8 protein-coding genes are annotated in these 12449 nt (G+C 56.4%); 6 read left to right on the top strand and 2 right to left on the bottom strand.

Annotated elements, in window-relative coordinates:
- The first annotated feature begins 245 nt into the window (after window positions 1–245).
- The 6 genes from lepA (at window position 246) to carB (ending at window position 9764) form a co-directional block, all read left to right on the top strand.
- The gene (lepA, locus tag FD19_RS02305) at window positions 246–2084 is read left to right on the top strand and encodes a translation elongation factor 4 (RefSeq protein ID WP_056969027.1); all 1839 of its coding nucleotides are present in this window, start codon (window positions 246–248) and stop codon (window positions 2082–2084) included.
- Between the two features lie 242 nt (window positions 2085–2326).
- Window positions 2327–2863 carry a bifunctional pyr operon transcriptional regulator/uracil phosphoribosyltransferase PyrR gene (pyrR, locus tag FD19_RS02300; protein ID WP_054749475.1) on the top strand — a complete coding sequence of 179 codons (537 nt, stop codon included), beginning with the start codon at window positions 2327–2329 and terminating at the stop codon, window positions 2861–2863.
- Between the two features lie 354 nt (window positions 2864–3217).
- Window positions 3218–4144, top strand: a complete 927-nt coding sequence (locus FD19_RS02295) for an aspartate carbamoyltransferase catalytic subunit (RefSeq protein WP_056969026.1) — start codon at window positions 3218–3220, stop codon at window positions 4142–4144.
- Window positions 4141–5439 carry a dihydroorotase gene (locus FD19_RS02290; RefSeq protein WP_056969025.1) on the top strand — a complete coding sequence of 433 codons (1299 nt, stop codon included), beginning with the start codon at window positions 4141–4143 and terminating at the stop codon, window positions 5437–5439. Before FD19_RS02295 ends, FD19_RS02290 begins: the two co-directional genes overlap by 4 nt.
- Window positions 5436–6524, top strand: a complete 1089-nt coding sequence (locus tag FD19_RS02285) for a carbamoyl phosphate synthase small subunit (protein WP_056969024.1) — start codon at window positions 5436–5438, stop codon at window positions 6522–6524. Before FD19_RS02290 ends, FD19_RS02285 begins: the two co-directional genes overlap by 4 nt.
- Before the next feature lie 63 nt (window positions 6525–6587).
- Complete coding sequence (gene carB, locus FD19_RS02280; RefSeq protein ID WP_056969023.1) at window positions 6588–9764, top strand: carbamoyl-phosphate synthase large subunit; 3177 nt, start codon at window positions 6588–6590, stop codon at window positions 9762–9764.
- A 76-nt stretch (window positions 9765–9840) separates the two neighbouring features.
- Here the strand turns inward: carB and FD19_RS02275 are convergent, their stop codons facing one another.
- Window positions 9841–11478 carry a peptide ABC transporter substrate-binding protein gene (locus tag FD19_RS02275; RefSeq protein ID WP_056969022.1) on the bottom strand — a complete coding sequence of 546 codons (1638 nt, stop codon included), beginning with the start codon at window positions 11476–11478 and terminating at the stop codon, window positions 9841–9843.
- A 460-nt stretch (window positions 11479–11938) separates the two neighbouring features.
- On the bottom strand, window positions 11939–12148 hold the full coding sequence (locus FD19_RS02270) for a CsbD family protein (protein WP_054749471.1): 210 nt from the start codon (window positions 12146–12148) through the stop codon (window positions 11939–11941).
- Window positions 12149–12449 lie beyond the last annotated feature (301 nt).

Raw genomic sequence — 12449 nt, 5'->3', positions numbered from 1 at the left:
TGCGCTTGAGCAAGGTTCTAGTACCTTAAAACCAAGGACAAGGTTGCTTAACTGACACCATTTTCATCCGCCGGCGAGAGTTATTACCCAACGGTGGTGGGTGCATTTGGTGGCATGCTGGGTGAGGTACCCCGGCAACACCATTAAACGTAGTAGGGGGCTCCGTGCTGGGCCCCCACGCTACCACATAACTTTGTTATAATGGTCTACAGTGATGCACTAGAACAGAAAGCGGGAACGAATATATGAATATCGACGAAATGCGCGAGCGGCAAAAGCACATCCGCAACTTTTCCATCATTGCCCACATTGATCACGGCAAGAGCACGCTGGCGGACCGCATTCTGGAAATGACCGATACGGTTTCGGAACGGGATATGCAGGCGCAGGTGCTGGATGACATGCCGTTGGAGCGTGAACGCGGGATTACCATCAAGCTGAACGCCGTGGAGCTGACCTACCACGCCAAGAATGGTGAGGACTTCATTTTCCACCTGATCGACACACCGGGGCACGTGGACTTCACGTATGAAGTCAGCCGGAGCCTAGCGGCCTGTGAGGGGGCACTCCTGCTGGTGGATGCCTCGCAGGGTGTGCAGGCCCAAACGTTGGCTAACACTTACTTAGCGTTGGACGATGATTTGGAAATCGTGCCTATTATCAACAAGGTCGACCTGCCGAGTGCACAACCGGACATGGTACGTCAAGAACTTGAGGACATGATCGGCCTGGACGGTGACGACGCGCTGTTGGCCAGCGCTAAGACCGGTTTAGGTGTGGAGAACATTCTGGAACACATCGTGACGGACATCCCAGCGCCGAGCGGGGACGTCGCCGCACCGTTGAAGGCTTTGATTTTTGACTCGGTCTATGATGCATACCGGGGTGTGGTACTGAACGTCCGGGTACACGACGGGTCGGTTAAAGTCGGGGACCATATTCAGTTAATGAGTAATGGCAAAACTTTCGAAGTAACCGAAGTCGGTGTCATGTCGCCTAAAGCGGTGAAGCGTGACGCCCTGATGGCGGGGGATGTTGGGTACATTACCGCGGCCATCAAGACCATTCAGGACACGCGGGTGGGTGACACCGTGACCTCAGCGGATAACCCGGCGGCGGAGCCGTTGAAGGGCTACCGCCAGATTCAGCCGATGGTTTATTCCGGGGTGTTCCCGGTTGATAACGCCAAGTTTGGTGATTTACGGGATGCCTTGGAGAAGTTGCAGTTGAACGACGCGTCGCTGGAATTTGAACCCGAAAACAGTCAGGCCCTCGGCTTTGGTTTCCGGGTGGGCTTCCTAGGGCTTCTGCACATGGACGTGGTGCAAGAACGACTGGAGCGGGAGTTTAACCTCGACCTCATCATGACGGCACCGTCCGTGGACTACCACATCGTCAAAACGGATGGTAGTGAGGAAACGATCGACAACCCGGCGGCAATGCCCGATGCCAGCGAGATCAAAGAAATTCAGGAACCATACGTGAAGGCTGAGATCATGGTACCAAATGACTACGTCGGACCCGTGATGGAGCTATGTCAGCGTAAGCGGGGCGAATTTGTCACGATGGACTACCTGGATAAGTACCGCGTGAACATTATTTACCACATGCCGTTGTCAGAAATCATCTACGATTTTTTTGACGACCTCAAGAGTAGTACCAAGGGCTACGCCAGCCTGGACTACGACGTGATTGGCTACCGGGCGAGCGACCTGGTCAAGATGGATATCCTGTTGAACGGCGACCCAGTTGACGCGCTGAGCACGATTGTCCACCGTGACTTTGCTTACGAACGCGGCCGCGGCGTGGTGTCACAGCTCAAGGAAACCATTCCGCGGCAACTGTTTGACGTACCCATTCAGGCCGCATTGGGTACCAAAGTCATTGCGCGGTCGACGGTGAAGGCGTACCGCAAGGACGTGACGGCGCGGATCCACACGGGGGATCCCGACCGGCGGGCCAAGTTGTTGGAAAAGCAGAAGCGGGGTAAGAAGCGTATGAAGGCCGTTGGTTCCGTGGATGTGCCCCAGGAAGCGTTCATGTCACTGTTGAAGGTGAAGGACGAGAATACGCGCGGGAAATAAGCTCTCTGGTCGGCAGTGGTGGCAGCGAGATGCAAACGTGGTCGCCAAATTTCATCCCCAGTATGAGCTTGCAATTCCCGGTTAAAACCGCTATCCTGTAACCAATCAGAACAGGTCCTTTAAAATCAGTCCCGCGAGGCTGAAAAGGAGTCGGCGCTGGCAGTCTTTGGTCAGGCGCAGAATGCCTATCACCCTCGCGGTGGTGGGCATTTTTTTGACCGGGTGAACTAAAGGAGGCAGACATGGCAAAGCAGCTAGTCGATGCGCTGGGGATGCAGCGGGTCTTGACGCGGATGACTTACGAAATTATCGAGAAGAACAAGGGGTTGCAGGACACCGTGCTTGTGGGCATTAAGACGCGGGGCATTTATTTAGCCCAACGGATTGCGGCACGAATCAAGCAACTAGAGGGTGAGGACGTTCCCGTAGGCACCCTGGACATTACGTTGTACCGCGATGACCATCACGCAATTGGCCACCGCGAGCAGGCTACGGTGCATGGTGCTGACTTGCCGGTTGATATCGATGATAAAACCGTCGTCCTGATTGACGATGTGTTGTTTACTGGGCGGACGGCTCGGGCCGCGATGGATGCTCTGGTTGCCCACGGGCGGCCGCAACGCATCATGCTGGCGGTACTGGTTGACCGTGGGCACCGGGAGTTACCGATTCGCGCTGACATCGTGGGCAAGAACGTACCCACCTCAACCAAGGAACAAATTGCCGTGGCGGTCACAGAGGTGGACGACCACGACGGCATTACAATTGAACAAATATAGTTGATCCAGACAATTTAATTGACTCCAGAGAGAGCCAGAATTGTGGTGGTGGCCGTTGGTACGGCCTGACTGCATGGGCGCACTCTGGAAGGAGTGGGCTCTTTTTTTGTGGCGGGCGTGGCAATCCGTTTAGGAAGCGATAGCGCCCGGTGTACTGGTTGAAAGGCTGCGTTTGGGCCTTTAGTTAGAAAACATTATATGGCCACTTTCTGCGGGGTGCAGCTCAGCCTCATACCGGCGAGTAGCGCCTGTGCGGGATACCACCGCGGTACGCCACAGTTGCATTACGGTCCGGTTTGGCCCCACAACTCCTTTCAGTTCCACCAACCACCACTACCCACAGGAGGTAAGCATATGATGATGACACAACAGCGCGATTTTACCAGTATGGTGGACGTCACGCCTGACGAGGTGCACGCGCTGATTGCCCGTGCCGAAGCATACAAGGCGGGCGCACAACTGCATTTAACGCAGCCCGTGTACGTGGTCAATGCTTTTTTTGAACATAGCACGCGCACCCATACCAGCTTCGAAATGGCTGAGACTAAGTTGGGCTTGACCCAGCTGGCGTTTAACCCGGCGGCTAGTTCCGTCAGCAAAGGTGAATCGCTTCATGACACGTTGCTCACGATGGCGGCCCTGGGCGTCAACCTGGCGGTCATTCGGCACCCGGAAGACCAGTATTATGCGCCGTTGCTAGCGGCTGGTGACCTGGACCTAGCGTTGATCAACGCGGGTGACGGGTCGGGTGAGCACCCGTCACAAAGCATGCTGGACCTCATGACCATTAGCGAAGAATTTGGTTACTTTGATGGCTTGCGGGTCGTCATTTGCGGTGACATTGCCCATTCACGGGTCGCCCGGTCGAATGCGGAAATTCTGCAGCGGTTAGGCGCCCAGGTCTTCTTTGCTGGTCCCGCCGAGTGGTATGACCACCAGTTTGACCGCCTTGGCACCTGGGTGGACCTCGATAGCATCCTGCCCACCGTCGACGTGGTGATGTTGTTACGCATTCAGCGGGAGCGTCATGATACCAACGATTTAAGTGGCGCGGCCTACCACGAGCACTACGGCTTGACGCTAAGTCGAGCCCAGCTAATGCAGCCGCACGCCATCATCATGCACCCGGGGCCAGTTAACCGGGACGTGGAACTTGCTAGTGAATTGGTCGAAGGACCACAATCACGCTACGTGCAGCAAATGCAGAACGGTGTGTTTATGCGGATGGCGATGATTGAAGCGGTGTTGCGGGCAAACCATTTGGGAGGTCTTGAGGCATGAGTTACATATTACAAAACGGTCGCGTGGTGCTGGGTAAACGGCTGGTGACCATGGACATCCGGGTAGCGGACGGGCGAATCAGCGCTATGGGGGTCCACCTACCCGTCGGTACTGAGGATCGGGTGCTTGAATGTACGGGCAAAGTCGTCACGCCAGGCCTCGTTGACCTCCACGTACACCTGCGTGATCCGGGCGCAACGGCTAAGGAAACCATCGGCACTGGCACCATGGCTGCTGCCCACGGGGGCTTCACCACGGTGGGTGCAATGCCCAACGTCACACCAGTACCCGACGATGCTGATAGCGTTGCGGCTTTACGGGGGCGGAATTGTCGTGAAGGTCACGTTCGCGTGTACCAGTACGCCAGCATTACGCGCAACCGCGCAGCCGGTCAGCTCGTCGACTTTGACGCGGTTGCCCAGGCAGGCGCTTTCGCCGTGTCCAATGACGGTAGCGGCATTCAGGATGCGGCCACCATGTACGCGGCGATGCGCGGAGCCGCCAAGGCGGGATTGCCGCTGGCCGCCCACGTGGAGGATGACGGCCTGAAGAATGGCGGCGTGCTCAATGCTGGTCCTCGTGCCCAAGCCCTGGGCGTACCCGGCGTGTACCACGTGGTCGAAACGGCGCAGCTGGCACGGGATTTGGCATTAGCTCAGGCCACTGGGGTACATTACCACGTTTGTCACGTGTTGACGGCGACGGGGGTCGACTTGATTCGCCGTGCCAAAGCCGCAGGGGTCAACGTCACGGCAGAAGTTACGCCCCACCACTTGCTATTGACCGACAACGACATCCCGGATGGTCCGGATGCCGTGAACTACAAGATGAACCCACCGTTACGGACCATGCGTGATCAGCAGGCCCTGATTGCGGGGTTACTGGACGGCACCATCGACTGTATCGCTACGGACCACGCCCCCCACACGGCGGCGGAGAAGGCGCAGGGCTTGTTGCGCGCACCGAACGGCATTGTGGGTTCCGAAACGGCGTTTAGCACACTGTACACCCGCCTAGTGCGGGGGCAGGACGCACCGTTTACCCTGACCCAGTTAGTTCGGTGGATGAGTAGTGCGCCGGCCGCGGCCTTCGGGTTGCCCGTGGGCCAGTTGGTGCCAGGAGCGGCGGCGGACCTGAGCGTCTTTGATGTTGAGCACCCGTACACGGTGAAGGCGGCGGACTTTTATTCCCGCGGACACAATTCCCCATTCTTGGGCTGGACGGTCTACGGTGCTACGGTGGCCACCATCGTGGCGGGCAAGCTGGTTTATGCACGTGAGGGGGTCCAGGCATGAAGCGTTACCTAGTTTTGGCGGATGGCACGGTGTTTACCGGTGAGGCCTTTGGGGCCGCAACTAGCAAAGCCGGTGAGGTCGTGTTCAACACGGGGATGACCGGCTACCAGGAGACCATTACCGACCCATCCTATGCCGGTCAAATTATCACCTTTACCTATCCGCTCATTGGCAATTACGGCATGAACGTGGCAACCAGCGAGTCGTTAGCGCCCAGTTGTCAGGGGGTGATCGTCCGTGAGGTGGCCCGGCACCCGAGTCATTGGCACAACGAGCAAAGTTTACCCGAGTTTTTGCGGCAGCATGACATCCCCGGGCTGGCTGGCATCGATACGCGGCGGTTGACCCGTATTATCCGGGAGGAGGGCACCATGAAGGGGCTGCTGACGGATACGGTTACTGCCGATACCGTCGCACAGGTGCAACAACTGGCGTTGCCGCACGACCAGGTGCAGCAAGTGGCCATTAAGCAGGCGTACACCAGTCCCAACACGGGACGGCGCGTGGTCGTCGTCGACTTTGGGTTCAAGGACAGCATCTTACGGGAATTAGCGGCCCGGCATTTCCAAGTAACGGTGGTTCCGCCGACTACGACCGCGGCCACTATTTTGGCGTTGCATCCCGATGGGGTACTGCTATCTAACGGCCCCGGTGACCCAGAAGATGTCGGGTACGCTTTACCGATGATTCAGGCCGTTGAAATGGCACGTATTCCGCTAATGGGCATTTGTTTGGGGCACCAACTTTTTGCCTTGGCTAATGGGGCCCGGACAGAAAAGCTCCGGTTTGGGCACCGCGGGTTTAACCATCCTGTTCGTGAAGTAGCTACGGGGCAGACCTTCTTTACCGCCCAGAATCATGGGTACGCGGTGGCCGCTGACTCGTTAGCCAGTACCCAGCTGATCCAAACCTACGTGGAGATCAATGACGGAACGGTCGAAGGGTTGCGTCACCGGAATCTGCCGGCGTTTTCCGTCCAATTCCATCCTGACGCGACCCCCGGCCCGCACGATGCGGTGGGGTGCTTTGATGAGTTTGCCGCGATGATTGAAAGCAGCATCCACGGTGCGGATCAGCCAGCGTGAGTTAGGTCGTGGCCACCATCGCGGTTGGTCAGTAATAAATTAATCTGCACATAGGAGGTTCACATGCCCAAACGCACAGATATTCATAAAATTATGGTTATTGGGTCGGGTCCCATCATTATCGGCCAGGCCGCAGAGTTTGACTATTCGGGGACACAGGCGTGCCTGTCGTTGCGCGAAGAAGGCTACGAAACGGTGCTCGTAAACTCCAATCCCGCCACCATCATGACTGACAAAGAAGTGGCGGATCACGTTTACATTGAACCCATTACGCTTGAGTTCGTCAGCCAGATTTTGCGCAAGGAGCGCCCTGAAGCCATCCTGCCGACGTTAGGGGGCCAACAGGGACTCAACATGGCGATGGAATTGAACCAGTCCGGAATTCTTGATGAGTTGCATATCGAGTTGTTAGGCACCAAGCTGACGGCCATTGACCAGGCCGAGGACCGGGAGCAGTTCAAAGAATTGATGCAGAAACTGGGGGAACCGGTTCCGGCTTCGCAAACGGTCTCCACAGTGCAATCGGCCCTGGACTTTGCCCAACAAATTGGTTATCCGGTCATCGTGCGGCCCGCATTTACAATGGGCGGTACTGGTGGGGGCATGTGTGCCAACTCCACTGAACTGACCGAGATTTGTGCTAATGCCCTCAAGTTGTCGCCCATTACCCAGGCGCTGATTGAAAAAAGCATTGCGGGTTACAAAGAAATCGAATATGAAGTGATGCGGGATCATGCAGGTAACGCGCTGGTGGTTTGCAACATGGAGAACATCGACCCGGTGGGTATTCATACGGGCGATTCAATCGTCACGGCCCCCGTGCAAACGCTCTCGGACCGGGAGAACCAAATGCTGCGGGACGCCTCGTTGCGCATCATTCAGGCCCTACATATCGAGGGTGGCTGTAACGTGCAACTGGCGTTAGATCCCCACAGCGAGCACTACTTCATTATTGAAGTTAACCCCCGGGTATCCCGGTCGTCAGCGTTAGCGTCGAAGGCGACGGGGTACCCAATTGCTAAAATTGCGGCCAAAATTGCCGTGGGGTTGAACCTGGATGAAATCAAAAATCCGGTCACTAAGACTACTTATGCGGAATTTGAGCCGGCGCTGGACTACGTGGTCACCAAGATTCCGCGCTGGCCGTTCGATAAATTTAAGCAGGCCGATCGTCACTTAGGCACGCAAATGAAGGCCACGGGGGAGGTCATGGCCATCGGGCGCAACTTTGAAGAATCGCTCCTCAAAGCGGTCCGGTCGCTTGAAATTGGCCTGCCCCACCTGGACGATCCAGCGCTGGCTAACGTGAGCGAGGATGAACTGAGTGAACAATTGATTCACGCGCGGGACAACCGGTTGTTCTACCTAGCGACGGCGTTGCGCCGCGGTTACACAATTGCCGAGGTTAGTGAACTGACCGGGATTGATGAATTTTTTGTCGACAAAGTCGCCCACATTATCGCAATTGAAACGGCGTTGCGGCAACACGTTGGTGATCAGGACACGTTGTGGCTGGCTAAGCGGAATGGCTTTACCGACTGGGAGATTGGGCAACTATGGCATCAATCCGCCCACGCGATTCGCCAACAGCGCCTGGCAGCCGGGCTGCATCCAGTCTACAAGATGGTCGACACTTGCGCGGCTGAATTTGCCTCCACCACGCCGTATTTTTACGCCACATATGAGGATGAAAATGAAAGCCATCCGGATGGGCGTCCCGCGGTTTTGGTGCTGGGGTCCGGACCCATCCGTATCGGCCAGGGGGTGGAGTTCGATTACGCAACCGTGCATTCCGTGCACGCCATCCAAAAAGCCGGTTATGAAGCCATCATCATGAACAACAACCCGGAAACCGTGTCCACGGATTTTTCGACCGCCGATAAGCTCTACTTTGAACCGTTGACGGTTGAAGACGTGCTGAACGTGATTGATCTGGAGCAACCGGTCGGGGTTATCGTGCAGTTTGGTGGGCAGACGGCCATTAACCTGGCGGCCCCGTTGGCCCAGGCGGGCGTGAAAATTCTCGGAACCAGCGTGCAGGACCTCGACCGTGCGGAGGACCGGGACGAGTTTGATCAAATCGTCCGCGAACTGGGTATTCCGCAGCCAGCAGGCGCCACAGCCACTACGACGGCTGGGGCCTTAACCGTGGCCCACAAAATTGGGTATCCGGCCCTCATTCGGCCTAGCTACGTGTTGGGCGGCCGCGCCATGGAAATCGTCCACAACGACGCGGAACTGCAGCGCTACATGCGGACGGCGGTGCGCGTTTCCCATGAACACCCCGTATTGGTGGACCACTATCAGGCGGGGCAGGAGTGCGAAATTGACGTCATCGCGGACGGCCAGGACGTACTGATCCCTGGTATTATGGAACACATTGAACGGGCCGGGGTGCACTCTGGTGACTCAATGGCGGTTTACCCGCCACAGAATTTTAGTCAGGCGGTGATTGACCAGATTTGTCAGCGGGGGACCGAATTAGCGCAACGTCTGCACACAGTGGGGATGATGAACATTCAATTTATTGTCCACGATGAGCAGGTGGACGTCATTGAGGTCAACCCCCGGGCTAGCCGCACGGTACCATTTTTGAGTAAAGTGACGGGCATCCCCATGGCCCAGGTGGCAACCTTGGCAATTCTGGGCCAAAGCATCCGTGCTCAGGGTTTCCAGCCAGGCCTCCAGCCAACGACTGGCTTGGTGCACGTGAAGGCCCCCGTGTTCTCCTTCAACAAACTCGCGGGCGTCGATAGCTTGTTGGGTCCCGAGATGAAGTCTACTGGTGAGGTCATGGGTAGCGACACCACGCTCGACAAGGCGTTGTACAAGGCCTTTGCCGCGGCGAAGGTTAACGTACCCGATCACGGGACCGTGCTGTTTACGATTGCGGACGCGGAGAAACCCGAGGCCTTGGGATTGGCGCAGCGCTTCCACGCGTTAGGCTACTACCTCCAAGCCACGCCCGGGACTGCCCAATTTCTGACTGACCACGGTCTACCAGTCAGTGCGGTGGCCAAAATTGGCGCGGGTGACGATGACATTTTGACGCGCATCATTCGCGGTGATATTCAGGTGGTGATCAACACCGTGGGCACGAACCATGATGCGGCGGCCGATGCTTTTCGTATCCGCGAGGCGGCAGTACTCCACGGGACCCCGTTGCTGACGGCACTGGATACCGCCGACGCAATTTTGCGGGTCAAAGAGGCGCAGACCTTTACCACGCGGGCACTATAACAACAAAATAGGCATCATCACCAACGCATCATTTGACGACGCACATGGTGATGATGCCTATTCGTTTAGGGGGAGTTTACTTATTGGTGACGCCCACAAAGTCAATCAGGTTGTTAGGGCTGTAATGTAATCCCCGAATACTGGAGCGCGTCAGGTGGGCCTCACCGGCCTGATACAGGGGGATGATGCCCATGTCCCGGGTCAGGATCTGGTTGGCCTGGGTCAGATCCTGCCACCGGCGACTCACGCTGGTCACATCCGTTGTTTTAGAAGCGGCGATGAGGCGGTCGTACGTCGGGTTAGACCACTGGCCATCATTGTTGGCGTTGTGGGAGGTAAAGAGGTCTAGATAGGTAATCGCATCCGGAAAATCGGCGCCCCAGGTGGCTAGTAACACGTCAAAGTTGTGTTTACGGCCCAGGTCGAGCCGGGTTTTGGCCGGCACCGACTTTGCGCGCACCGTTACCTGCGGAAAAGTTTTGCTCCAGACACCCTGTAGGTATTCAAGGGTGTTCTTACCGGCGTCCGTGTCGTCGGCAGTCAGCGTGAAGCTGAACCGGTTAATGCCAACTTCCTTGAGGCCGGTACGCATGAGGCGCTGGGCTTGCTGGCGGTCATAGGCGGTGTACTGACGTACGGCCCGGCCGGAGGAGGTGGCAAAGTCGGCACCGGTTTGACTGTTAGTAAAGAGACCTACCGGGACAACGGTGTTGATGCGCGTGGAACCGTCACTGAGCACTTTTTGCAGGTACTGGTGGCGGTTAATGGCCAGTGACAGTGCTTGACGGACCTTTTGGTTGCGGAGAGCGGGCACTTGTTGCTGGTTCATCTCCAGGAAGTATGACCGTTGGAGTTTCACCGCGTTGTAGGCCTGGTCGTTGACCATTTGTGACGCGGTATCACCGGCGATGATTGCATCGTCCAGCTTGCCCGCCTGAAACAGATTGACCGCCGTAGCCGTGTCCTTGACGACCTGCACGTGAATCTTCTTGACGTGAACACGCTGGGCGTTCCAGTAATCAGAATTTTTTACTTCCGTCCAACTATTGCTGGCGTTGGTCCACCGTTCGAGGCGGTAGGGACCGTTAAAAGTGAGGTGGTGCGACGTGGTCCCGAATCCCGCCCCGGCTTTGCGGACAGCACTAGCCTCAATGGGGTCGAAAACGTTGAGGGTCATCAGCGGTTCAAAGTAGGGGATAACGTGGTCAAGCGTCACTTGCAGCGTGTGCTCGTCACGTGCGGTGACCCCTAACTGATTGGGCTGTGCGGCACCAGTCATGATGGCGTCCGCATTCTTGATGCCACTGAAGACATAAGCATATTCAGACTTAGTGGCGGGGTTCACGGCCCGGCGCCATGCGTACACAAAGTCGCTAGCGGTGACGGGGTGACCATCGCTCCAGCGGGCGTTGCGCCGCAAATGGAAGGTGTAGGTCTTGTGGTCAGCGCTGACGGTGGCCCGGTGCGCCGCCATGTCTGGTTGGAGCCGGTTGCCATGGTAGCGGTAGAGACCCGCCATGGTGTCAGTCAAAGTTTGCATCGACACGTTATCAGGCGCTTGCGCTGGGTCCATTGAGGTGAGCACATCCCGCACCATTCGGTTAACCGTTTGTTGGTGAGATTTGGCTTGTTGCTGGCGCTTATGGCCGCACGCCGCTAGTAAAGTGACCGCGGTGAGTACGGCCATCCCAGTAAAAATCCGCTGCTTTTTCATGTACATATCCCCCAGATTATCATGAGCTGCAATTAGTATGTATCCAACGTTTAGAATACCCCATCCGTTAGTGGTTGGGTACTGGTTTGGGACGGTTGCGCACCCTTTTGGTAGTGAATGGTTGCTGCACCCAAAAACGCGTACGTTGGGGCGTACGCGTCGAGAAAAATTGTGTCTTGGTGAGACACAGAAAAATTAGAAGAAGTTAGAAGTGATTAGAAGAAGTTATTAGGGCAGGGCATCTGCTACCCTGCTGGTGCGTACCGGTGTGAGCCACCGTCCTGGTTGCCGTCCGTGGGGTGTAACGTTTCGTTAGGGTAAGTGCCTAGCCCCGGGCGTGACGTAGGTGGCGGTGTGCCCAGGCAGTTGGCGCATTGCCGGGCAACTGACCGGTCGTAGACGGGCGGTGTGGCTGATCGCGGGCTTGCGGTTTTACCATCATGGTTATACCTCCTCGGGGTTAGCGGTCGTCGTGGTCGTCAGTGACCGCGTCGACAGTGTCATTCAGCTTGCTGGCACCCTTTTCCTTCAGGTCATCGGCTTTACCGCGCGCTTTACCACGCAACTTTTGGGCCTTGCCCTTAGCTTCCAGGGTTTCGTTACCGGTCAGCTTACCGGTTTGTTCTTTAACCGTGCCGGCGACTTTGTCCTTAGCTTCCTTTGCGTCCATTGGGTCACCTCCTTTCTTGTATAACCTAATTATACGGGTGAGTATAAGGCAAATAATAGACTTGATTTTTATGACTGGACCGGAAACGGTTGCATCCGCCGTTTAAAGAACATGGGGTAACGAGTTTGCCGAAAATTGATTGGCGTTGGGCACTTATCGCCGATGGGTGCAAGCCTAGAACGCAGAGGAGTCACCAACCTTTCCACTAGTGGCTGCAAAGTTATGACACGATAATCATAACTAGCAGTTGGCGGGGTGCGCTTCAAAAATTATTTTATTTACACGGTAGATTCAGCGTTAA

The sequence above is a fragment of the Lacticaseibacillus thailandensis DSM 22698 = JCM 13996 genome, assembly GCF_001436135.1.
GTDB lineage: Bacteria > Bacillota > Bacilli > Lactobacillales > Lactobacillaceae > Lacticaseibacillus > Lacticaseibacillus thailandensis.
The sequence above is the reverse complement of the archived record's forward strand: the minus strand, read 5'-3'. Positions and strand labels throughout refer to the sequence as shown.

What these genes read in the sequence shown, in the direction of transcription:
- lepA (WP_056969027.1), top strand. Translation starts at nt 246, where the DNA reads ATGAATATCGACGAAATGCGCGAGCGGCAAAAGCACATCCGCAACTTT.
- pyrR (WP_054749475.1), top strand. Translation starts at nt 2,327, where the DNA reads ATGGCAAAGCAGCTAGTCGATGCGCTGGGGATGCAGCGGGTCTTGACG.
- FD19_RS02295 (WP_056969026.1), top strand. Translation starts at nt 3,218, where the DNA reads ATGATGATGACACAACAGCGCGATTTTACCAGTATGGTGGACGTCACG.
- FD19_RS02290 (WP_056969025.1), top strand. Translation starts at nt 4,141, where the DNA reads ATGAGTTACATATTACAAAACGGTCGCGTGGTGCTGGGTAAACGGCTG.
- FD19_RS02285 (WP_056969024.1), top strand. Translation starts at nt 5,436, where the DNA reads ATGAAGCGTTACCTAGTTTTGGCGGATGGCACGGTGTTTACCGGTGAG.
- carB (WP_056969023.1), top strand. Translation starts at nt 6,588, where the DNA reads ATGCCCAAACGCACAGATATTCATAAAATTATGGTTATTGGGTCGGGT.
- FD19_RS02275 (WP_056969022.1), bottom strand. Translation starts at nt 11,478, where the DNA reads ATGAAAAAGCAGCGGATTTTTACTGGGATGGCCGTACTCACCGCGGTC.
- FD19_RS02270 (WP_054749471.1), bottom strand. Translation starts at nt 12,148, where the DNA reads ATGGACGCAAAGGAAGCTAAGGACAAAGTCGCCGGCACGGTTAAAGAA.